Raw genomic sequence first — 21,531 nt, 5'->3', positions numbered from 1 at the left:
GTCGCCCAGGAAGGGCGACGAGGGTCGACGTGTGGTGTCAGTGTCAGCTGGCGGGCGAGCCTTCTGCTTAACGCCGGTGCCTGCGCGCACGGACGCTGAGGAGGATCACGTACCCCCAGAGGACGACGGCTGTACCGAAGCCCATCCAGGGCTCTAGCGAGCCACGCAGCTCGGGCCTCGAGAAGTAGAGCCCGAGGATCACCGCCGTTCCGCCGTAGAGGACGAGTCCGAGAGCGGCTACCCAGGGCGTCCTGAGCTCGCGCAGCATGGTGAAGGACCTCGTTCCACGGTCGCTCATGGTCGCTCCTCACGATCGTGACTCGCCGGCCGAGCGGCTAGCACGGCCCAGGCCCCCACGTTGGCACAGGGGCCGGATCCAGACAAGTCGGTCTCCGAGGACCCCTCGCATGATCAGCTGCTGGCCCGCCGGAGGTGAGCGAGTCCCACGCGGCAGGCCGCGGCGAGAAGCCCCGATGAGCCGGTCTGCGCCCGAGCGCCACTCGACGAGACATGGTCCGTGTGGAGTCGAGCGACGAGTCGTGCCCGCACCTCGGGCGACGCGTCAGCGCTCCCAGCTCTCCTCCCCATGTGCGACCGTGCGCGCCGCAGAGGTGGCGTCTGTGGGTTCCTCGTACCACCGCGTCACGAGGCGAGAAGGTCGTTCGGTGATGACCATCGACTGTCCGTTCCGCCGGCGTGGACTGCCCGCGCCGAGATCCTCGGGCGCGGTCCTCGCGAGCCAGGGGCGTCGGGTGGTCGAGCTCGTCCTGGGGGCACCGTGAGCGACCGCCCGAGGCAGGTCGACATCCGTTCGACGGCCGCTGCCGGGGCCGCGTGGGCGACGTTGGTGGTCGTCCTGCCCGCGCCGGCGGTCCTCCTGCCGGTGGCGGTCGCGACCGGCGTCGCGTGCGTCATCGCCCTGGCCGTGGGCGTGCTCGTCGGCAGGCGTGCCCCGGGTGCGACGGCGGCGTCGGTGCTCGCGTTCGTCGCCCTGCTGGCCGGGGCGGCAGCGGTGGTGACGGGGTCGGCGGCGGCGCGTCTGGAGGGGCACCGGCCGGAGGCGCTGGTCGCCCTGCGCGGTCACGTGGTCGTCGTCGAGGGGGTCGTCTCCGGGACGGCCGGCGAGGGGGCGAGGTCGCTGAGGCTCGGCGTGGACCGGGTGACCTCTGGCGCCGAGGTCTGGAGCGGTCGGCCGGTGTCGGTCCGCGTGCTGTCGCCGCGCCTGGGCGAGCGGGTGGTCCCGGGGGAGCGCGTGCGCCTGCGGGCGGCGTTGCTCGACGGCCTGGGGGGCGACGGGCCCGAGGAGGGCGGCTCGGTCGCGTTCCTCGCGGCGGGTCGCTCGACGCCGGTCGTGGTCGGCGAGGCGCGGGGGCCGTGGTCGTGGCTCGAGGGCCCGCGGTCGGCGTTCCGGGCGGTCGCGGCCGACCTGCCGGGGGACGGGGGAGCACTGCTGCCCGGCCTCGTCGTGGGTGACACGAGCGCGGTCGACGACGACCTCGACACCGCGATGAAGACGGCCTCGCTCACGCACCTCACGGCCGTGAGCGGCTCGAACTGCGCCGTCCTCGTCGCCGCCGTGACCGTCGTCGGCGGGCTGCTGCGGTGGCCGCGCGCCGTGCGGGTCGTGGTGGCGATCGGCGTGCTCGGGGCGTTCCTGCTCGTCGTCACGGCGGAGGCGAGCATCGTGCGCGCCACGGTCATGGCGGTCGTCGTGCTCGTGCACGCGGCGGCGGGGCGGCCGCTCGGCGGGCTGCCGGTGCTCGCCCTCGCGGTGACGGGCCTCCTGCTCGTCGACCCGTGGTGGGCGCGCGACGTCGGCTTCGCGTTGAGCGTGCTCGCGACGGGCGGTCTCGTGGTGCTGTCGGGGCCGCTCGCGGGCCTGATGTCGCGCGTGCTGCCCGAGCCGTTGGCGCTCGTCCTCGCGATCCCCGCGGCGGCCCAGCTGGCCTGCCAGCCGGTGCTGCTCGTGCTCGAACCGGTCGTGCCCGTGCACGGCGTGACGGCGAACCTGCTGGCGGCCCCCGCGGCGCCCCTCGCCACGGGCCTCGGCCTGGTGGCGCTGGTGCTCGCGCCCTGGGCCCCCGACGCGGCGGGCGTCGTCGCGGGCGCCGCGTGGCTGCCCGCCAGCTGGATCGGCGCGGTCGCCCGGACCACGGCCTCCTGGCCGGCCGCGAGCGCGTCCCTGTCGCCCGGTGCCGCCACGGTGGCCGGGGCGGCCGTCGCGTGCGGCCTCGTCGCTGCCCTCGTGCTCACGCGAGGGAGGGCCCGCGTCGTCGTCGCCGCGGTCCTCGTCGTCGCGGTCGTGGTCGTCGGTGGCACCGCCGTGGGGCGCAGGGCAGGGTCGCGTCTGTCGGTGCCGGGCGACTGGGCCGTCGCCCAGTGCGACGTGGGGCAGGGTGACGCCGTCCTCGTGCGCTCGGCCGGGGCGGTCGCGCTCGTCGACGTCGGCGACGACGAGCCCGCCCTGCGGCGCTGCCTCGACCTGCTGGGCGTCGACGGGGTCGACCTGCTCGTGCTCACGCACTTCGACCGCGACCACGTCGGGGCCGTCGCCGCCGTCGTGGACCGCGTCGACGCCGCGCTGGTCGGCCCCCAGGACACGGCCAGCGACCGAGCCGTCGTCGGCCGACTCACGGCGGCGGGGGTCCGCGTGGCCGAGGCGCACCCCGGCGACGCCGGGACCCTCGGCGAGCTCGGCTGGCAGGTGCTCTGGCCGCCCGACGGCACTCGCTCCGGCAACGACGCCAGCGTGACGACGCGCTGGGGCCCGCTGCCCGGGTGCTCCTCGGGCTGTCTCTCGCTGCTCGACCTCGGTGACCTCGGCGAGACCGCGCAGCGCCGCCTCCTCGCCGCGACGGCCGACAGCGCAGGAGGCCCGGTGGACGTCCTCAAGGTCGCCCACCACGGCTCGGCCGACACCAGCGCCGAGCTCGTGCGGGCCGTCTCTCCGCGGGTGGCGCTCATCGGCGTCGGTGCCGACAACACCTACGGGCACCCGACGCCGAGCGCGCTCGAGACGCTCGCGGAGGTCGGTGCGACCGTCACCCGGACCGACCAGGACGGCACGGCCGTCGTCGTCCCCGGCCCCGACGGGCTCCGGCTCTGGCGGGAGCGGCGGTCGAGCGGGCAGGTCCACGGGCGGGCCACCGCGCCCGACGGGACGGCGGCGCGCCTCGCGGAGCAGCCGGATCAGCCGCGTCTGCCCCGCGCGCGACGAGCGCGGACGAGGGCGAGCACCAGCTGCCCGCCGCCCACCAGGATCCCGCCGACGAGCATCGACTGCCAGAGGGACAGGTCCAGCGCTTCCGTCAGGGACCACGCGACGGCCAAGGCCACGACGAAGAGGACGGCGTCCGTGACCGTGCGAGAGACGGGGCGGGTCGACGACGGCCGTTCGACCAGTGCGTGCGGATCGACGGGCGCGGCAGGCCGGGGGCCCCCGGTCGTGGTCACAGGGACAGGATGCACCACGCACGGCGTCGAGGGGAAGGCGACCGCGCGTCGGCCTCCGGGGAGGGCACGGGGCCATGCTGGTGGGGAGTCGTCGCCGGTTCTCCCGGCCAGAGCGGGCTCGCCGCGAGCGGCCCACCGCGCGTGCTCGCGCTCGAGGGGAGGGTGCGTGGTCGTCGCCGTCGTCGTGTGGATCGGCGCACTGCTCGCCGTCGCACTGGGCGTCGCCGTGGTGCGGTCGCGGACCGTCCTGGGCGTGACGGCGGGCCTCCTGCTCTTCGTGCTCGGCGCGGGCCTGGCCGTGGTCGGCACGTTCCTCGTGGTGCTCCTCCGCAGCTCCGGTGCGGCATCGCCCTGACCGCCCCCGTCGGCGGCCCTCGGTAGTCTGGAGGTCGGCCCAGAACGGACGGGGCCCCGAGGAGGACCGTGGCCGCCAGGACGCCGAGCAAGGCGAAGAAGACCGCCGTCGCCATCGACCAGGTCGGCTGGGACCGCATCCGGCCCGCCTCCGTCGTGCTCGTCACCGGGCCCGAGCAGTTCCTCGCCGAGCGCGCGATCCGTCAGCTCCGCGACCAGCTCGCCGCCGAGGACCCCGCGCTCGAGGTGCACGACCTCGAGGCGGACCACTACCAACCGGGCGAGCTCGTCACCCTGGCCAGCCCGTCGCTCTTCGGCGAGCCGCGCCTCATCCGCGCGACGGCTGTCGAGAAGTGCAGCGACGCGTTCCTCACCGAGGCCCTGCGCTACGTCGAGTCGCCGGCCGACGACACCGTCCTCGTGCTCCGCCACGGCGGGGGAGTGCGCGGCAAGAAGCTCCTCGACGCCATCCGGGGCGGATCGGGTGCCGGCATCGAGGTCGTCTGCGCCGAGCTCAAGCGCGACAGCGACAAGCTCGACTTCGCCGCCGCCGAGTTCGCGGCCGAGCGCCGTCGCATCAGCCCCGGCGCCCTCCGCGCCCTGGTGCAGGCCTTCTCCGACGACCTCGCCGAGCTCGCCAGCGCCTGCCAGCAGCTGCTCGCGGACGCGGCCGCCGAGATCACCGAGACGACCGTCGAGAAGTACTACTCGGGCCGCATCGAGACCAACGCGTTCAAGGTCGCCGACATGGCGATCGCCGGGCAGCAGGGCGACGCGCTCGTGCTCCTGCGCCACGCCCTGCACTCGGGGGCCGATCCCGTCCCGGTCGTGGCGGCCTTCGCGAGCAAGATCCGCACCATGGCCAAGGTCTCGGGCGAGCACGGCGGCTCCGGTCAGCTCGCCTCGCGCCTCGGCCTCGCGCCCTGGCAGGTCGAGCGCGCCCAGCGCGACCTGCGCGGCTGGACCGACGACGGTCTCGGCCGGTGCATCGAGATGCTCGCCGAGACCGACGCGGCCGTGAAGGGCGCCGAGCGCGACCCTGTCTACGCGCTCGAGCGCATGGTCACGAGCGTCGCCACCCGCGGCCGCCTCTAGCGGCTGACCGAGCGAGGGTCCCCTCGGCTCGGGCGTCCACCGCGGCCTCGCGAGGGTGTCCACGACCGGGGGGTCCGGAGTCGCGGACACCCACCGTTCGCAGACACCCACCGTTCGCGGACACCCACCGTTCGCGGTCACCCTCGGTGGGGACCGTCTCCCGCGAGGGTGTCCACGACCGGGCGATCGGGACGTGCCTGCACCGACGGTTCGTGGACACCCTCCGCAGGAGGGTGTCCACGAACGGCAGCAGAACGGCGCCGGGACCAGCAGTTCGTGGACACCGTCGGGGGGCTGAGGTCCGGCCCGATCGGGGAACCCGCCCGGCCGCCCGCCCCCGGGCACGACGAAGCCCCGGGCACGACGAAGCCCCGGGCAGGACGGAGCCCCGGGCAGGACGGAGCCCCGGGCAGGACGGAGCCCCGGGCAGGACGGAGCCCCGGGCACGACGGAGCCCCGGGCACGACGGAGCCCCGGGCACGACGGAGCCCCGGGCACGACGGAGCCCCGGGCACGACGGACCCCCGCGCACGACGAAGCCCCGAGCTCGAGGAGCTCGGGGCTTCGGTCAGCAGCGGTGCTGGCTCAGAGGGAGCCGACCAGCTTGCTGATGGAGGACTTGCGGTTCGCAGCCTGGTTCTTGTGGATGACGCCCTTGCTGGCGGCCTTGTCGAGCTTCTTGCTGGCGAGGACGAGGGCCTTGGTGGCCTTCTCCTTGTCGCCGGCGGTGACGGCGGTGCGGGTCGCGCGGATGGCGGTCTTGAGCTCGCTCTTGACGGCCTTGTTGCGCTCCTGGGCCTTCTTGTTGGTGCCGATGCGCTTGATCTGCGACTTGATGTTTGCCACGGGGGACTACCTTCTTGGTTCTGCGCCTCCGATCGAGGCGATCGGGGCGGCATACGGACGGATTCCTCGCGTCGCGACCGAGAGGGGATCTGACGCGCAAGCCAGCAGGCAACGTTACCAGGGCGGGCCCTGGCATACAACGGTGCTGGCGGTGGCGTGTCGCGGGGTGCCTCGACCAGCGTAGTACCGTCGGGCCATGCCGCAGCTCGCACCGCACATCCCCTCCGTGCCCGTGTCGGGCATCCGGCGCGTCTTCGAGATCGCCGCGAAGCTCGACGACGTGACGATGCTCGCCATCGGCGAGCCCGACGTGCCCGTCGCGCGGCACATCGGCGACGCCGCCCGCCGGGCCTGGAGCGAGGACCGCACGGGCTACGCGCCCAACGGCGGCATCGCGCCCCTGCGCGAGGCCCTCGTGGCGAAGCTGGCCCGCGAGAACGACCTCCACGTCGACGTCGAGCAGGTCTGGGTCACGGTCGGGGCGACGCAGGCGCTGCACCAGGCGATGACCCTGCTGCTCGCCGCGGGCGACGAGGTGCTCGTGCCCGACCCCGGCTACACGACCTTCACGATGAGCGCCCGCATGCTCGACGCGCAGCCGGTGCCGTACTCCCTGACGCCCGGGCGGGGGTTCCTGCCCGACGACGACGAGCTCGAGGGGCTGGTCACGCCGCGCACGCGGGCGATGGTCGTCAACTCGCCCTCGAACCCGCTCGGCGTCGTCTGGCCCGAGGAGGTCCTGCGCCGGGTGCTCACCTTCGCCCGCCGGCACGACCTCTGGGTGATCAGCGACGAGGTCTACGAGTACTTCACCTACGGGCAGCCGCACGTGAGCCTCGCGTCCCTCGACGAGGACGACCGCGTCTTCAGCGCCTTCTCGTTGAGCAAGACCTACGCGATGACCGGGGTCCGGGTCGGCTACCTCGTGACTCCCCGGGGCATGGCGGAGACGATGCGCACGGTGCAGGAGGCGATGATCAGCTGCGTCGCCGAGCCCGACCAGCACGCGGCGCTGGCCGCCGTGACGGGCGACCACCAGTCGGTCGCCGACGCGCGCGACCACTACCGCACGAACCTCGAGCTGTGCCGCGGCCTGCTCGACGCGAAGGGCCTGCGCTACCTCGACCCGGCCGGTGCCTTCTACCTGTGGATCGACGTGGAGCACGTCACCGGGGGCGACGTGGCGGACTGGGCCGAGCGCCTCCTGCTCGAGCAGCGGGTCGCGGTGGCACCGGGCAGCGCCTTCGGCCGCTCGGGCGAGGGCTGGATCCGCGTCAGCCTCGCCTCCTCGCAGGAGGCCCTCCGTCGGGGCCTGGCCGCCCTGCCCGACGGCCCCCGGCCCCCGGCCTGATCGGGGGGTCAGCCCCCTGGGGCAGGTCGGTCGGCGTCCGCAGACTGGAGGCATGACCACGACCACCGCCCCCACCCCGACCCTGACCGACTCGTCCTCCGCCCCCGCCTCGTCGGGTACCTCGTCGCCGTTGAGCCTCTCGAGCCTCGTCCTCGGCCTGGCCTCGATCGTCACGGGTTCGCTGTTCCTCGTCCCCATCGCCGGCCTGGTGCTCGCGCTGATGGCCCGCACCCGTGAGCCGGAGTCGCGCAGCACCTGGATCATCGGCCTGCTCCTCAACGCGATCATGCTGGGCATCGCCGTCGGCGGCGTGCTGCTCGTCGGGGTCGGGATGGCGTTCCTCGGCCTGGGGCGCGCCCTCTCCTGACCGCCGGCCGCCCTGCAGGCCGGGGGCCGGACCGGTCCGCGGGAGGTCCGGCCCTCCGACGTCCGGGAGCATGGGAGAATCGACGGGACCATCGCCGCCCACCCCCAGAGGACCGTGTGAGCCCCCAAGCCTCCCGTGCGCTCGAGCCGGCGTCGACCGCGCCCGAGTCCATCCGCAACTTCTGCATCATCGCGCACATCGACCACGGCAAGTCGACCCTCGCCGACCGCATGCTCGGCATCACCGGCGTCGTCGAGTCCCGCGCGATGCGCGCGCAGTACCTCGACCGCATGGACATCGAGCGCGAGCGCGGCATCACGATCAAGAGCCAGGCCGTGCGCATGCCGTGGGAGCGCGGCGGCGAGACGTTCGCCCTCAACATGATCGACACGCCCGGCCACGTCGACTTCAGCTACGAGGTCAGCCGGTCCCTCGCCGCGTGCGAGGGCGCGATCCTGCTCGTCGACGCGGCCCAGGGCATCGAGGCGCAGACGCTCGCCAACCTCTACCTGGCCCTCGAGAACGACCTCGAGATCATCCCGGTGCTCAACAAGATCGACCTGCCGGCCGCCGACCCCGAGAAGTACGCGGCCGAGCTCGCGGGCCTCATCGGCGGCGACCCGGACGACGTCCTCCGCGTGAGCGGCAAGACCGGCATGGGCGTCGAGGAGCTGCTCGACCGGGTCGTCGACCGCATCCCCGCGCCGGTCGGCGTCAAGGACGCCCCGCCGCGCGCCATGATCTTCGACTCGGTCTACGACAGCTACCGCGGCGTCGTCACCTACGTGCGCATGATCGACGGCTCGCTGGGGCCGCGCGAGAAGATCCAGATGATGTCGACCCGGTCGACGCACGAGATCCTCGAGATCGGCGTCTCGTCGCCCGAGCCCGTCGCGAGCCAGGGGCTCTCGGTCGGCGAGGTCGGGTACCTCATCACCGGCGTGAAGGACGTCCGCCAGTCGAAGGTCGGTGACACCGTCACCACGGCCCAGCGCCCCGCGACCGAGGCGCTGCCCGGGTACACCGAGCCGCTGCCCATGGTGTTCTCGGGCCTCTACCCGATCGACGGCAGCGACTACCCCGACCTCCGCGAGGCGCTCGACAAGCTCAAGCTGTCCGACGCGGCCCTCGTCTACGAGCCCGAGACGTCGGTGGCCCTCGGCTTCGGCTTCCGCTGCGGGTTCCTCGGCCTGCTGCACCTCGAGATCATCACCGAGCGCCTGCAGCGCGAGTTCGGCCTCGACCTCATCACGACGGCGCCGAGCGTCATCTACCAGGTCACGACGGAGGACAAGAAGACCGTCACCGTCACGAACCCGAGCGAGTTCCCCACCGGGGCCAAGATCGCGAGCGTCACCGAGCCCATGGTGCGCGCCGCGATCCTCGCGCCGAAGGACTACGTCGGCGTCATCATGGAGCTCTGCCAGCAGCGCCGGGGCACCCTGCAGGGCATGGAGTACCTGGGCGAGGACCGGGTCGAGATCCGCTACGCCATGCCGCTCGGCGAGATCGTCTTCGACTTCTTCGACAACCTCAAGTCGCGCACGGCGGGCTACGCGTCGCTCGACTACGAGCCCATGGGCGACCAGGAGGCCGACCTCGTCAAGGTGGACATCCTCCTGCAGGGCGAGCAGGTCGACGCGTTCAGCGCCATCGTGCACCGTGACAAGGCCTACGCCTACGGCGTGCTCATGACGGGTCGGCTGCGGGAGCTCATCCCGCGCCAGCAGTTCGAGGTGCCGATCCAGGCCGCGATCGGAGCCCGCATCATCGCGCGCGAGAGCATCCGCGCGATCCGCAAGGACGTCCTCGCGAAGTGCTACGGCGGCGACATCACCCGCAAGCGCAAGCTGCTCGAGAAGCAGAAGGAGGGCAAGAAGCGCATGAAGACCATCGGCCGGGTCGACGTGCCGCAGGAGGCCTTCATCGCCGCCCTGAGCGGCGACACGGAGAAGAAGGGCGGCAAGTAGCCGTGCGCCGTGCCACGCACACCGAGACGACGACGACCTACGGCGAGGTGGGCGCCACGCAGGCGCCCGACCTGCTGAGGTACCCGCCGAAGGGCTTCGTGGCCGCCGAGTACCGGACGCGCGTGGGCCACGGCGACGCGCGGTTCCAGGCCGCGGTCGCGGCGACCATGACCTGGAAGATCCAGGAGCGCAGCGGCATCCGCGTGCGCGTCGACTCGGTGCCGCCCGTGGAGGAGCAGGGCTACACGCCCGTCGTCTTCGACGACGACGGCGCGCCCGTCCAGGCCGCCGACTGGTCGGCCGACGGCGGCGAGTCGCACTACGCGCCCGACGGCACGCCGTTCCTCACCGCGGGCACGACCGCGACGCTCTCGATCGACGCCTACGGCCGCACCGTCGAGGCCCCCGTGCGGGTCGTCTACGTCGTGGACGAGCCCCGCCGCAAGGGCTTCGGCTACGGCACCCTCGAGGGCCACCCCGAGAGCGGCGAGGAGTCCTGGGTCGTGGACCAGACCGACGACGGCTCGGTGTGGCTGACCATCCGGGTCTTCTCGAGGCCCAGCTCGTGGCGGTGGCGCCTCGTCGCGCCGGCGCTCCGCCGTCAGCAGGCGGTCTACACGAAGCGCTACCTGGCTGCGCTGCTCGTCGCCGAGCCCGGCGACGGCCCGCAGCAGATCGAGGCGAAGGGCGAGGGCGCCCTGCCCCTCGACTGATGCCCAGCGCCCTCCCCCTCGCCGATCCGGCTCCCGCCGACGGTCGGCTCCCCGCCTCCGTCGTCGACGGCGTCGACGCCCGCCGCTTCGGCGTCTACCTGCACGTGCCGTTCTGCCGGGTGCGCTGCGGGTACTGCGACTTCAACACGTACACGGGCGACGAGCTCCGCGGTGCGCGCCGCGACGACTACGCCGGCCAGGCCGTGCAAGAGGTCCGGCTCGCCGGCGAGGTCCTCCGCGACGCGGGCCTGCCCGAGCGTCGGGCGTCGACCGTGTTCTTCGGCGGGGGCACCCCGACCATGCTGCCCAGCACCGACCTCGCCGAGATGCTGCGCAGCGTCGTCGACACGTGGGGCGTCGAACCGGGGGCCGAGGTCACGACCGAGGCGAACCCCGACAGCGTCGACGAGCGCTACCTCGCCGACCTCGCCGCCGCCGGCTTCACGCGCGTGAGCTTCGGCGTGCAGAGCGCCCTGCCGCACGTGCTCGCCACGCTCGAGCGCACGCACGACCCCGAGCGCGTGCCGCACGTGGTCCGGTGGGCGCGCGCAGCGGGCCTCGACGTCAGCCTCGACCTCATCTACTCGACGCCGGGGGAGTCCCTCGACGACTGGCGCCGCAGCCTCGACGTCGCGATCGAGCAGCAGCCCGACCACCTGTCGGCCTACGCGCTCATCGTGGAGGACGGCACGAAGCTCGCACGGCAGATCCGCCGTGGCGAGGTCGCGCAGCCCGACGACGACCTCGCCGCCGACATGTACGAGCTCGCCGACGAGCGCCTCGCCGGCGCCGGCTACGACTGGTACGAGGTGAGCAACTGGTCGCGGGGCGTCGAGCACCGCTCGCGCCACAACCTCGCCTACTGGCAGGGGCACGACTGGTGGGGCGTGGGGCCGGGCGCGCACAGCCACGTCGGGGGCGTCCGCTGGTGGAACGTCAAGCACCCGGCCGCCTACGCGCAGCGCATGGCCGCCGGGGAGTCGCCCGGCGCGGGGCGCGAGACCCTCGACGACGAGACGCGACGGATCGAACGGGTGCTGCTCGCCGTCCGCACGCGCGACGGCCTGCCCACGGCCGACCTCGACGCCGACGGTCGCGCCGCGGTCGCCGGGCTCATCGCCGACGGCTGGGTCGAGGGGCGCGCCGCGCTCGGCGGCCGCGTCGTGCTCACCCGGACCGGGCGGCTCATGGCCGACGGCGTGGTCGCTCGACTGCTGCCGTCCTGACGGACCGGAGCGGGCCTCCTGCACGTCGACCGCGCCTCCTGGGCCGGGCCGGACGCACAGGAGGCGCGCCCCCGTCGGGAGCGCGCCTCGCGTCGTGCCGGTGCCCGGCTACTGGCGGATGAACTCGATGGTCAGCGGGTAGCGGTACCACTGGCCCTTGTTGGCCGCGATGGCCGCGATGATCGAGAAGACGATCGCGACGATGCCGGCCGCGAACAGCACGATGAACCCGATGAAGATCGTGGAGAGGATGCCTCCGACGACGTACGCGATGAGCAGCGTCAGCTGGAAGTTCAGCGCCTGGCGGGTGTGCTCGCGGATGAAAGGGCCGCGGTCCTTGAGGACGAGGTAGCCGACGAGCGCGGGGATCGCGTAGAAGAGGATCCCGCCGAGGTGGATCAGGGTGGCCCAGAGCTTCTCGTCCTCGGGGCGCATCGGCTGGGCCGGCTGCTGGTAGCCGCCGGCGGGCTGGCCGTACTGCTGCTGGCCGTACGGCTGCTGGCCGTACTGCTGCTGGCCGTACTGGCCCTGCTGCTGGCCGTACTGCTGCGGGCCCTGCTGGCCCGGGCCGGGCTCACCGGGCCGGCCGGCGGGGTCGTGGGGCTGCTGCGGAGGGAGGTCGCTCATGGCCCCGAGCATAGGGCCGACACCTCCGAGCCGAGTAGGCCGCACGACGGAGGTGTCGTACCATTGGCAGTCGGACCCCGCGAGTGCCAAGGGCGGGGCGTCCACCGGCGAGGACGAGAAGGAGGTGCGCCGTGGTCTCAGAACGCGGCCTCGAGGTCCTCCGCGTCATCGTGCACGACTACGTCGCGTCGCGCGAGCCCGTGGGGTCGAAGTCGATCGTGGAGCGCCACCAGTTCGGCGTCTCGGCGGCGACGATCCGCAACGACATGGCGCTGCTCGAAGAAGAAGAGCTGATCGCCGCCCCGCACACGTCGTCGGGCCGCGTGCCCACCGACAAGGGCTACCGGCTGTTCGTCGACCAGCTCGCCGACCGGCGGCCGCTCTCGGCGGCCCAGCGCCAGGCCATCGAGACGTTCCTCGGCGACAGCACCGACCTCGACGAGGTGCTCTCGCGCACCGTGCGCCTGCTGTCGCAGCTCACCAACCAGGTCGCGCTGGTGCAGTACCCGTCGTTCTCGCGGGCCCGCGTGCGCCACGTCGAGCTCGTGCGCCTGGGCGACACGCGCGTCATGACCGTCCTGATCGCCGACAGCGGCCAGGTCGAGCAGCGCGTCGTCGAGGCGGGCACCCCCGTCGACGAGGCCTTCCTGCACGAGGTGCGCACGGCCGTCAACGAGGCCGCTTCGGGTCGTCCGCTGACGGAGGCGGCACGTGAGCTCGCGACGCTGCCCGACCGGTGGCCGCCGCGCGAGGCGCAGCTCGTCGGCAGGCTCGTCGCGAGCCTCGTCGAGCAGCTCGCCGCCGGGCGACAGGACCGCCTCGTCATGGCGGGTGCCGCCAACCTGGTGCGCACCGAGGACGACTTCAGCGGCAGCCTCTTCCCCGTCCTGGAGGCCATCGAGGAGCAGGTCGCCCTGCTCCGCCTCTTCGGCGAGATGCAGCTCGACGCGGTCGAGGTGGCGGCGAGCATCGGCCGCGAGAACGCCTCCTTCGGGCTCGCGCAGACGAGCGTGCTCGCCAGCGGCTACACGTCCTCAGGCAGCGAGGTCGCGCGCCTCGGCGTGCTGGGCCCGCTGCGCATGGACTACTCGACCAACATGGCCGCGGTGCGCGCCGTCGCCCGCTACCTGACCAGCCTGCTGGGCGACCGCTGACCGCGGTCGACCGGCTCCACCACACCACCCCCAACACGAGGCAGACGAACCAGTGGCAGATCATTACGACGTGCTCGGAGTCGACCGTTCGGCGACGCCGGAGGAGATCAAGAAGGCGTACCGCAAGCTCGCCCGCGAGCTCCACCCCGACGTGAACCCGAGCCCCGACGCCTCCGAGCGCTTCAAGGACGTCACGCACGCCTACGACGTGCTCAGCGACCCCCAGCAGCGCCAGCAGTACGACCTCGGTCCGCAGCCCGGCTTCGGCGGCGGCGGGGGAGCGGCGGGCTTCGGCGACATCTTCGACGCCTTCTTCGGCGGCGGGGGCGGCGGGCAGCGCCAGGGTCCGCGGTCGCGTCGCGAGCGCGGCCAGGACGCCCTGCTGCGCCTCGAGGTCGAGCTCGACGAGATCGTGTTCGGCACGCAGCGCGACATCGAGGTCGACACCGCGGTGCTCTGCGAGACCTGCAACGGCTCGTGCGCGGCCCCCGGCACCTCGCCGCAGACCTGCGACATCTGCCACGGCTCCGGCCAGATCCAGCGCACCGTCCGCTCGCTCCTCGGCAACGTCATGACCTCGAGCCCCTGCGGCACCTGCCGCGGCTACGGCACCGTCATCCCGCAGCCCTGCCCCACCTGCCAGGGCCAGGGCCGCGTCCGCGCGCGCCGCACGATCCCCATCGACATCCCCGCGGGCGTCGACACGGGCCTCCGGCTGCAGCTGCCGGGCCAGGGCGAGGTCGGCCAGGCCGGCGGGCCGAACGGCGACCTCTACCTCGAGGTCAAGGTCGCGCACCACGACACCTACAGCCGCAACGGCGACGACCTGCTCGCGACGCTCGAGGTGCAGATGTCCGACGCGATCCTCGGCACGACGACGACCCTGCAGGGGCTCGACGGCGAGGTCGAGCTCGAGATCAAGCCCGGCACCCAGAGCGCCGACGTGCTGACCGTGCGCGAGCGCGGCGTCACCAAGCTGCGCGGTCAGGGCCGCGGCGACCTCAAGATCGGCGTCCAGGTCGTCACCCCGACCAAGCTCAGCCACAAGGAGCGCGAGCTGATCGAGAAGTTCGCCGCGGGCCGCAAGGGCAAGGAGCCCGAGCTGTCGCACTTCCAGCAGGGCCTCTTCGGCAAGCTGCGCGACCGGTTCCTCAACTTCTGACCGTGGCGCACGCGTACCTCGTCGACGACCTCGCCGCGACCGAGCCCGGTGCGACCGTCGTCGTGACCGGGCAGGAGGCCCGTCACGCCGTCACCGTCAGCCGCGTCCGCCTCGGCGAGGCCCTGCGGGTCGGCGACGGGCGAGGCCTCGTCGTCGACGGCGAGGTCGTCGAGGCGGCCCCGGACCGGCTCGTCCTGCGCGTCGACCGCGTCCGCACCGAGCCCGTGCCCGCGCGCAGGTTGGTCCTCGTGCAGGCGCTCGCCAAGGGAGACCGTGACGAGCTCGCCGTGCAGGCGGCCACCGAGCTGGGCGTCGACGAGGTCGTGCCCTGGGCGGCCGCCCGCAGCGTCTCGCGCTGGCAGGGCCCGAAGGTCGAGAAGGGCCTGGCCCGGTGGCGCACGATCGTGCGCGAGGCCACCAAGCAGGCCGTGCGGGCGCACGTGCCGACCGTGTCGTCCGTGGCGGGCGTCCGCGACCTGGCCGCGCGCGCCTCCGGCTCGCTCGTGCTCGTCCTCGAGCCCACGGCCGAGCGCGCCCTGTCGAGCGTCGAGCTCGGCGCCACGGGCGACGTCGTGGTCGTCGTGGGGCCCGAAGGGGGCATCGCGCCGCACGAGCTCGACGCGCTCCGCGAGGCGGGCGCCGTGCCGGTGCGCCTGGGCGACAGCGTGCTCCGCACCTCCACCGCGGGTCCCGCCGCGCTGGCCGTGCTCGCCGTGGGGCTCGGCCGCTGGTGACCGGTGCCCGTCCGGCGTCGGACCCCGCCGGTAGCATGGACGGCATGTCCGAGCAGAGCACCGGGGCGCCCGAGCCCAGCGTCTTCAGCCGCATCGTCGCGCGCGAGATCCCCGCCGACATCGTGCACGAGACCGAGACCCTCGTCGCGTTCCGCGACATCAGCCCGCAGGCGCCCGTGCACCTGCTGGTCGTCCCCAAGACCGAGCGCTACCGCGACGTCGTCGAGCTCGCGGCGGGCGATCCGGCCCTCCTCGCCGAGATGGTCGCGGCAGCAGGGGCGCTCTCGCGCTCCGCCGACGCGTTCGGCGAGCACGCCGGCGGGGAGTTCCGCCTCGTGTTCAACACCGGCCCGTCGGCCGGACAGACCGTGTTCCACGTGCACGCCCACGTCCTCGGCGGACCCCTGGAGGAAGGCACCCTTGCCCACTGACGACACCACCGCGACGCCCCAGGGCGACGCCCCCACGGCCACCGCCACGACCACGGTCGACGGCGTCGCCATGGTTCAGCTGCTCGGCCCGCAGGACCGGCTCCTCCGCGCCGTCGAACGCCAGTGCCCCTCGGTCCGCGTGCTCGTGCGCGGCAACGAGGTCACGCTCGAGGGCCCCGAGGCCGACGTGCGCCGCGCCGACGAGCTCGTCGCCGAGCTCGTCGCCATGGTGCGCGGCGGGCACGACCTGGGCCCGGCCGAGGTCGACACCTCGGCACGCATCCTCGACGCCGGCCAGGGCCACCCCGCCGACCTCTTCGGCCAACCGATCCTCACCAGTCGCGGCAAGGCGATCCGGGCCAAGACCGTCGGCCAGCGCCAGTACGTCGACGCGATCGACGACCACACCATCGTCTTCGGCATCGGGCCGGCGGGCACAGGCAAGACCTACCTCGCCATGGCGAAGGCCGTCCAGGCCCTCCAGCGGCGCGAGGTCGAGCGGATCATCCTCACGCGTCCGGCGGTCGAGGCGGGCGAGCGCCTGGGGTTCCTGCCCGGTTCGCTGACGGACAAGATCGACCCGTACCTCCGGCCGCTCTACGACGCCCTCAACGAGATGATGGACCCCGAGATCGTGCCCAAGCTGCTCGCGGCCGGCACGGTCGAGGTGGCGCCCCTCGCCTACATGCGCGGCCGCACCCTGAACAACGCCTTCGTCGTCCTCGACGAGGCCCAGAACACGACGCCCGAGCAGATGAAGATGTTCCTCACGCGCCTCGGCCACGGCTCGCGCATGGTCGTCACGGGAGACGTCACGCAGGTCGACCTGCCCACCGGGGCCAGCGGCCTGCAGCTGGTCACCCGCGTGCTCGACGACATCGACGACATCCACTTCGCCCGGCTCAGCAGCGACGACGTCGTCCGCCACACGCTCGTGGGGCAGATCGTCGACGCCTACACCAAGTACGACGCCGAGCGGCAGGCCGAGTCGTTCCGCCGTTCCGGCGAGGCCGGGCAGGCACCGGGTGATCGGCCGCACCGTGCCGCCCCGCCCCGCGACCGCCTGCCGAAGGGAGGAGCCCGATGACCATCGAGCTGAACAACGAGTCCGGCGTCGAGACCGACGAGCTGGCGATCCAGCGCCTCGCCGCGTTCGCGCTCGAGCGCATGCACGTGCACCCCGACGCCGAGCTGGCCATCGTGCTCGTCGACGAGGGCGCGATGGAGCAGCTGCACGTCCAGTGGATGGACGAGCCAGGGCCCACCGACGTGCTGAGCTTCCCGATGGACGAGCTGCGCCCCGGCAGCGAGGACGACCCGACGCCCCCCGGGCTGCTCGGCGACATCGTCGTCTGCCCGCAGGTGGCCACCACCCAGGCCGAGACGGCGGGGCACACGCCCCTCGACGAGATGCTCCTGCTCACGTGCCACGGGGTCCTGCACCTGCTGGGCTTCGACCACGCCGAGCCCGACGAGGAGCGCGAGATGTTCGGCCTGCAGCGCGAGATCCTCGCCGCCTTCGCCAGCTCCGATCCCCGGTGACGCCGTGCTGGTGACGGTCCTCGTCGTCGTCGCGGTGGTGCTCGTCGTCCTCGGCGGCCTCCTCGCGGCGGTCGACTCCGCCCTGGGCGTGCTCAGCCGCGGCGACCTGGCCGAGGAGGCCGAGGCCCACCCCCGCTCGCGCGGGTCCCTGCTCGCGATCTCCTCCGACGTGGGCGCGCACGCCAACGCCGTCAACTTCATGCGGGTCCTCGCCGAGTCCTCCGCAGCGGTGCTCGTCACCCTCGCGTTCGCGACGACGGTCGACCGGCTGTGGCTGGCCCTCCTGCTGAGCGCCCTCATCATGACGATCGTCTCGTTCGTCCTCGTGGGCAGCAGCCCGCGCAGCGTCGGGCGGGCGCACCCGCGGGGTCTCGTCCGCGGCACCTCCGGCCTCGTCCGTGGCCTCCGGCTCGTCCTGGGCCCCGTCGCGTCGGCGCTCGTGGCCCTCGGCGACCGGGTCACGCCCGGTCGGCCCCGGACGGCGTCGTTCTCGTCCGAGGAGCAGCTGCTCAGCATGGTCGACGAGGCCACCGAGCTCGACGTCCTCGAGGAGGACGACCGCGAGCTCATCCACTCCATCTTCGAGTTCAACGACACCGTCGTCCGTGAGGTCATGGTCCCGCGCACCGACATGGTCGCGATCGAGGCGACCGCGTCGATCGGCACGGCCATGAGCCTCCTGCTGGCCCGCGGCGTCTCGCGCGTCCCCGTCGTCGGTCGTGACAGCGACGACGTCGTGGGCGTGGTGCACCTGCGCGACCTCGCCCGTCGGGTCCACGAGCGCGTCGAGGGCGGCGATGCCGCCGTCACCGACGTCTCGCGCCCACCGCTGTTCGTCCCCGAGTCGAAGAAGGCCGACGAGACGTTGCGCCAGATGCAGCTCGAGAAGAACCACCTCGCGCTCGTCGTCGACGAGTACGGCGGCATCGCCGGCCTCGTCACCCTCGAGGACCTCATCGAGGAGCTCGTCGGCGACATCAGCGACGAGTACGACCGGGCCGTCGCGCCGCACCGCGAGATCGCCGAGGGCGTCCACCGGGTCAGCGTGCGGCTCCCCGTCGACGAGCTCGGCGACCTCTTCGGCCTCGAGCTCGACGACGACGACGTGGACACCGTCGGGGGGCTCATCACCAAGGCGCTCGGGCGGCTCCCCGAGGCCGGCGCGAGCGTCTCGGTCTCGGGCCTCGTGCTCACCGCCGACCGCACCGTCGGCCGCCGCCGAGACCTGCAGACCGTGCTCGTGGAGCGAGACCGGGCACTCGCCGACGCGCAGGTCGCGTTCGGCACCGACGACAGCGAGGACACCCGATGACCGACCAGCAGCCCGCCCCGCACCGCGCAGGGTTCGCCACCTTCGTGGGCCGGCCCAACGTCGGCAAGTCGACGCTCACCAACGCGCTCGTGGGCGAGAAGGTCGCCATCACCTCGTCCAAGCCGCAGACGACCCGGCGGGCCATCCGCGGCATCCTGCACCGCCCGGGCGGTCAGCTCGTGCTCGTCGACACCCCCGGCATGCACCGACCCAGGACCCTGCTCGGCGAGCGGCTCAACGACGTCGTGCAGACCACGCTCGGCGACGTCGACGTCATCGTGTTCTGCGTGCCCGCCGACGAGAAGCTCGGCCCCGGCGACCGGTTCATCAACGAGCAGCTCGACCAGTACCCGCGCGCCAAGAAGGTCGCCGTCGTCACGAAGACCGACACCACGTCGCGTCCACAGGTCGCCGCCCAGCTGCTCGCCGTGAGCGAGCTGCGCGAGTGGGGGACCATCGTGCCGCTCTCGGCCGTCGAGGGCGTGCAGCTCGAGATCCTCGTCGACGAGCTCATCGCGCTCATGCCCCCGTCGCCGCCGATGTACCCCTCCGACGCCGTGACCGAGGAGGACGCCCAGGACCGCATCGCCGAGTACATCCGCGAGGCCGCGCTCGAGGGGGCGCGCGACGAGCTGCCCCACTCGCTCACGGTGACCATCGACGACATGGTGCAGCGCGACGACCAGGCGATCCTCGACGTCTACGCCAACCTCTTCGTCGAGCGCGACAGCCAGAAGGCCATCGTCATCGGGCGGGGCGGCGAGCGGCTCCGCGAGGTCGGCCAGCGCGCCCGCGCCCAGATCGAGCCCCTCGTCGGGCAGCAGGTCTACCTCTCCATCCGCGTCAAGGTCGCCAAGGACTGGCAGCGCGATCCGAAGCTCCTGGGCCGCCTCGGGTTCTGAGCCGAGCCGGGCCGAGCCGAGCCGAGCCGAGCCGGGTCGTGCTCCGCCGCCGGATGGCGGGGTCCGACCGCAGGATGATCCTGCTCGGTCGCACGTCTCTGCGACGGCCGTCGGCTTGGTGCGCACGCCGCGCAGCCCTAGCGTGGAGCCATGCAGCTCCGACGACCGACGCCCACGCGCGTCGTCGTCGTGGACTCGGTGCTCGCCCTGCTGCTGTTCGTGGTCGGCGTGCTCGCGCTCGGCGACCTCGCCGGGCCCCGGGGCGTGGTCGCCGGTCTCGGGCTCTGCCTCGCGCTCGCGCTGCGCAGGCTGGCACCGGGGTTCGCCCTGACGCTGTCCTGGGCCGTCGCCGTCGGCGAGATGGTGTCGCGGCTCACGCCCGGCCTCGCGAACCTCGCGATCTGCGCCGTGCTCTACGCGACGGCCGCCAGGGGATCGGACCGCACCAAGTGGGCGGGCCTCATCTCGGTCGGCGTCGGCGCCGTCGTCGGCACGTTCTACCTCGTCGTCGTGCAGCAGATCTACTGGAACGGCTCCGGGCTCTCGGGCATCAGCGACCTCATCCAGATGCTCCTCCAGTTCGGCATCATCTTCCTCGGGTTCCTGGGACTGCTCGGACTGCCCTGGGTGGGCGGCCTCCTCGTGCGCACCCGTTCCTCGGCCCGGCTCAGCCGGGAGGCCCTCGGCGTGGCAGAGCAGGAGCAGGCCCGTGCCGAGTCCGAGGCCGCCCGGGCCGAGCGCGACGCCGCCCGTGCCGAGCGCGAGGCGGCCCGGGCCGAACGCGACATCGCCGTGGAGCAGGAGCGCAACCGCATCGCCCGCGACATGCACGACGTCGTCGCGCACTCGCTCGCCGTGGTCATCGCACAGGCCGACGGCGCCCGCTACGCGGCACGAGCCGACCCTGCCAGCGTCGACGAGGCCCTCCAGACCATCGGCAGCACCGCGCGCGAGGCCCTCGGCGACGTCCGCGTGCTGCTCGGGCAGCTCCGCCACAGCCAGGGCGAGGCGCCGCAGCCGGCCCTCGGCGACCTCGACAAGCTCGTCGAGCAGATGCGCGCCTCCGGCCTGCGCATCGAACGGCACGAGTTCGGGCAGCCCCAGCAGCTCGGCACGAACCGTCAGCTGGCCGTCTACCGCATCGTGCAGGAGTCCCTCACCAACGCCCTCCGGCACGGCGACCGCGAGCAGCCCGTCGACCTCGTCTTCGAATGGCGCTACGACACCCTGCACCTGTTCGTCACCAACGTCGTGCGGCCGCCGACCCAGCCGGTCCCCACCGACGCGGGGACCCACGGGGTCGGGCGCACCGTCTCAGGAGGCGCGACCGAGGACCGCCGCGGAGGTCACGGCCTCGACGGCATGCGCGAGCGCGCCGTCCTCGCCGGGGGATCGCTCACCACGCAGCACGCCGACGGCACGTTCGCCGTCCACGCCGTCGTCCCCACGACGGCCCTGACCCAGGAGGTGGGCATCCGATGACGGACCTGACCAGCACCGACCCGACCAGCACCGACACCCGGGGTGACCGCGTCCGCGTCGCCCTCGTCGACGACCAGGCGCTCTTCCGCGCCGGCATCAAGATGCTCGTCGCCTCCCAGGCCGACCTCGCCTTCGTCGGCGAGGCCAGCAACGGCGAAGAGGGCGTCCGCATGATCGCCGAGACGCGCCCCGACGTGGTGCTCATGGACATCCGCATGCCCGTCATGGACGGCATCGCCGCCACCACGGCCGTGCTCGCCGAGGCCGAGCAGGCGCGGCGCCGGCCACCGCGGATCGTCGTGCTCACGACCTTCGACCTCGACGAGGCCGCGACGCGCGCCATCCGCGGCGGCGCCAGCGGGTTCGTGCTCAAGGACGCGGACCCGGAGTTCCTCCTCGCCGCCATCCGGACCGTCCACGCCGGCAACGCCGTCATCGCCGCCTCCGCCACCCGCGAGCTGTTCGAGCACTTCGACGGCCGGGCCGCCCGGGCCGCGGCCGTGCCCGCCGCCTTCGGCACCCTCACCACGCGCGAGCGCGACATCTTCGACCTCGCCGCACGAGGGCTCAGCAACGGCGAGATCGCCGCCCGCGAGTTCCTCAGCGAGGCCACCGTGAAGACCCACATCAGCCGCGTGCTCTCCAAGCTGTCGCTCCGCGACCGCGTGCAGCTCGTCGTCTACGCGTACGAGCACGGGCTGGCGCAGTAGGGCGAACGGGGCGGGGCCGCCCGGGGCGGACGGTCCCGACGACCGAGGCGGGCCTCCTGTCGGGGCCGGGTGCGCCTCCTGCGGTCGGGTGCGCCTCCTG

At 73.4% G+C, this 21,531-nt stretch carries 20 protein-coding genes; 17 read left to right on the top strand and 3 right to left on the bottom strand.

Features of this window, described 5'->3' with window-relative positions; all coding sequences use genetic code 11:
• Nucleotides 1-67: 67 nt before the first annotated feature.
• Complete coding sequence (locus ACYVHQ_RS04440; protein WP_460510927.1) at nt 68-298, bottom strand: hypothetical protein; 231 nt, start codon at nt 296-298, stop codon at nt 68-70.
• Nucleotides 299-778: 480 nt separating this feature from the next.
• On the opposite strand from ACYVHQ_RS04440, the gene ACYVHQ_RS04435 reads away from it, so the two are divergent.
• Complete coding sequence (locus ACYVHQ_RS04435; protein WP_460510926.1) at nt 779-3,808, top strand: ComEC/Rec2 family competence protein; 3,030 nt, start codon at nt 779-781, stop codon at nt 3,806-3,808.
• 68 nt (nt 3,809-3,876) lie between these two features.
• Nucleotides 3,877-4,902 (top strand): DNA polymerase III subunit delta, encoded by a 1,026-nt coding sequence (holA, locus tag ACYVHQ_RS04430; protein WP_460510925.1) that lies wholly within the window; start codon nt 3,877-3,879, stop codon nt 4,900-4,902.
• Between the two features lie 585 nt (nt 4,903-5,487).
• On the opposite strand, the gene rpsT is transcribed toward holA, so the two are convergent.
• Entirely contained in the window at nt 5,488-5,748 is a 261-nt protein-coding gene (gene rpsT / locus ACYVHQ_RS04425) for a 30S ribosomal protein S20 (RefSeq protein WP_460510923.1), read from the bottom strand.
• 196 nt (nt 5,749-5,944) lie between these two features.
• Between rpsT and ACYVHQ_RS04420 the strand changes: the two genes are divergently transcribed.
• The 5 genes from ACYVHQ_RS04420 to hemW all read left to right on the top strand — a co-directional run bounded on the left by ACYVHQ_RS04420 (nt 5,945) and on the right by hemW (nt 11,375).
• Entirely contained in the window at nt 5,945-7,099 is a 1,155-nt protein-coding gene (locus ACYVHQ_RS04420; RefSeq protein ID WP_460510921.1) for a pyridoxal phosphate-dependent aminotransferase, read from the top strand.
• 52 nt (nt 7,100-7,151) lie between these two features.
• Complete coding sequence (locus ACYVHQ_RS04415; RefSeq protein WP_460510919.1) at nt 7,152-7,466, top strand: hypothetical protein; 315 nt, start codon at nt 7,152-7,154, stop codon at nt 7,464-7,466.
• Between the two features lie 116 nt (nt 7,467-7,582).
• The gene (gene lepA, locus ACYVHQ_RS04410; RefSeq protein ID WP_460510917.1) at nt 7,583-9,436 is read left to right on the top strand and encodes a translation elongation factor 4; all 1,854 of its coding nucleotides are present in this window, start codon (nt 7,583-7,585) and stop codon (nt 9,434-9,436) included.
• A 2-nt stretch (nt 9,437-9,438) separates the two neighbouring features.
• The gene (locus tag ACYVHQ_RS04405; RefSeq protein ID WP_460510916.1) at nt 9,439-10,149 is read left to right on the top strand and encodes a DUF1990 family protein; all 711 of its coding nucleotides are present in this window, start codon (nt 9,439-9,441) and stop codon (nt 10,147-10,149) included.
• Nucleotides 10,149-11,375 (top strand): radical SAM family heme chaperone HemW, encoded by a 1,227-nt coding sequence (gene hemW, locus ACYVHQ_RS04400; protein WP_460510915.1) that lies wholly within the window; start codon nt 10,149-10,151, stop codon nt 11,373-11,375. The genes ACYVHQ_RS04405 and hemW overlap by 1 nt, the downstream gene beginning before the upstream one ends.
• Before the next feature lie 108 nt (nt 11,376-11,483).
• Here the strand turns inward: hemW and ACYVHQ_RS04395 are convergent, their stop codons facing one another.
• Nucleotides 11,484-12,002 (bottom strand): DUF4870 domain-containing protein, encoded by a 519-nt coding sequence (locus ACYVHQ_RS04395; RefSeq protein ID WP_460510914.1) that lies wholly within the window; start codon nt 12,000-12,002, stop codon nt 11,484-11,486.
• 131 nt (nt 12,003-12,133) lie between these two features.
• Here ACYVHQ_RS04395 and hrcA point away from each other — a divergent pair, with 131 nt between their 5' ends.
• The 10 genes from hrcA (at nt 12,134) to ACYVHQ_RS04345 (ending at nt 21,431) form a co-directional block, all read left to right on the top strand.
• Complete coding sequence (hrcA, locus tag ACYVHQ_RS04390) at nt 12,134-13,156, top strand: heat-inducible transcriptional repressor HrcA (RefSeq protein WP_460510913.1); 1,023 nt, start codon at nt 12,134-12,136, stop codon at nt 13,154-13,156.
• Between the two features lie 52 nt (nt 13,157-13,208).
• Nucleotides 13,209-14,318: a molecular chaperone DnaJ gene (gene dnaJ / locus ACYVHQ_RS04385; protein ID WP_460510912.1), complete on the top strand. Its 1,110-nt coding sequence runs from the start codon at nt 13,209-13,211 to the stop codon at nt 14,316-14,318.
• A 2-nt stretch (nt 14,319-14,320) separates the two neighbouring features.
• Nucleotides 14,321-15,052, top strand: a complete 732-nt coding sequence (locus ACYVHQ_RS04380; RefSeq protein ID WP_460510911.1) for a 16S rRNA (uracil(1498)-N(3))-methyltransferase — start codon at nt 14,321-14,323, stop codon at nt 15,050-15,052.
• Between the two features lie 44 nt (nt 15,053-15,096).
• Nucleotides 15,097-15,483, top strand: coding sequence for a histidine triad nucleotide-binding protein (locus ACYVHQ_RS04375; protein WP_460510910.1), 387 nt, complete (start codon nt 15,097-15,099; stop codon nt 15,481-15,483).
• A gap of 70 nt (nt 15,484-15,553) precedes the next feature.
• On the top strand, nt 15,554-16,570 hold the full coding sequence (locus ACYVHQ_RS04370; protein WP_460511240.1) for a PhoH family protein: 1,017 nt from the start codon (nt 15,554-15,556) through the stop codon (nt 16,568-16,570).
• Nucleotides 16,567-17,025: an rRNA maturation RNase YbeY gene (ybeY, locus tag ACYVHQ_RS04365; protein WP_460510909.1), complete on the top strand. Its 459-nt coding sequence runs from the start codon at nt 16,567-16,569 to the stop codon at nt 17,023-17,025. The genes ACYVHQ_RS04370 and ybeY overlap by 4 nt, the downstream gene beginning before the upstream one ends.
• A gap of 4 nt (nt 17,026-17,029) precedes the next feature.
• Nucleotides 17,030-18,337 carry a hemolysin family protein gene (locus ACYVHQ_RS04360; protein ID WP_460510908.1) on the top strand — a complete coding sequence of 436 codons (1,308 nt, stop codon included), beginning with the start codon at nt 17,030-17,032 and terminating at the stop codon, nt 18,335-18,337.
• Complete coding sequence (gene era / locus ACYVHQ_RS04355; protein WP_460510907.1) at nt 18,334-19,239, top strand: GTPase Era; 906 nt, start codon at nt 18,334-18,336, stop codon at nt 19,237-19,239. The genes ACYVHQ_RS04360 and era overlap by 4 nt, the downstream gene beginning before the upstream one ends.
• Nucleotides 19,240-19,389: 150 nt before the next feature.
• Nucleotides 19,390-20,721 (top strand): sensor histidine kinase, encoded by a 1,332-nt coding sequence (locus tag ACYVHQ_RS04350; RefSeq protein ID WP_460510905.1) that lies wholly within the window; start codon nt 19,390-19,392, stop codon nt 20,719-20,721.
• Nucleotides 20,718-21,431, top strand: a complete 714-nt coding sequence (locus ACYVHQ_RS04345) for a response regulator (protein WP_460510904.1) — start codon at nt 20,718-20,720, stop codon at nt 21,429-21,431. The genes ACYVHQ_RS04350 and ACYVHQ_RS04345 overlap by 4 nt, the downstream gene beginning before the upstream one ends.
• Nucleotides 21,432-21,531 lie beyond the last annotated feature (100 nt).

Source organism: Frigoribacterium salinisoli, from assembly GCF_054781095.1.
This window is presented reverse-complemented; position numbering and strand designations above follow the sequence as displayed.

Excerpts from the sequence above, each read along its gene's own strand:
- ACYVHQ_RS04415 (WP_460510919.1), top strand. The coding sequence starts at position 7,152 with ATGACCACGACCACCGCCCCCACCCCGACCCTGACCGACTCGTCCTCC.
- ybeY (WP_460510909.1), top strand. The coding sequence starts at position 16,567 with ATGACCATCGAGCTGAACAACGAGTCCGGCGTCGAGACCGACGAGCTG.
- ACYVHQ_RS04370 (WP_460511240.1), top strand. The coding sequence starts at position 15,554 with ATGGTTCAGCTGCTCGGCCCGCAGGACCGGCTCCTCCGCGCCGTCGAA.
- ACYVHQ_RS04395 (WP_460510914.1), bottom strand. The coding sequence starts at position 12,002 with ATGAGCGACCTCCCTCCGCAGCAGCCCCACGACCCCGCCGGCCGGCCC.
- ACYVHQ_RS04350 (WP_460510905.1), top strand. The coding sequence starts at position 19,390 with ATGCAGCTCCGACGACCGACGCCCACGCGCGTCGTCGTCGTGGACTCG.
- ACYVHQ_RS04345 (WP_460510904.1), top strand. The coding sequence starts at position 20,718 with ATGACGGACCTGACCAGCACCGACCCGACCAGCACCGACACCCGGGGT.
- ACYVHQ_RS04375 (WP_460510910.1), top strand. The coding sequence starts at position 15,097 with ATGTCCGAGCAGAGCACCGGGGCGCCCGAGCCCAGCGTCTTCAGCCGC.
- ACYVHQ_RS04440 (WP_460510927.1), bottom strand. The coding sequence starts at position 298 with ATGAGCGACCGTGGAACGAGGTCCTTCACCATGCTGCGCGAGCTCAGG.
- ACYVHQ_RS04420 (WP_460510921.1), top strand. The coding sequence starts at position 5,945 with ATGCCGCAGCTCGCACCGCACATCCCCTCCGTGCCCGTGTCGGGCATC.
- hemW (WP_460510915.1), top strand. The coding sequence starts at position 10,149 with ATGCCCAGCGCCCTCCCCCTCGCCGATCCGGCTCCCGCCGACGGTCGG.
- era (WP_460510907.1), top strand. The coding sequence starts at position 18,334 with ATGACCGACCAGCAGCCCGCCCCGCACCGCGCAGGGTTCGCCACCTTC.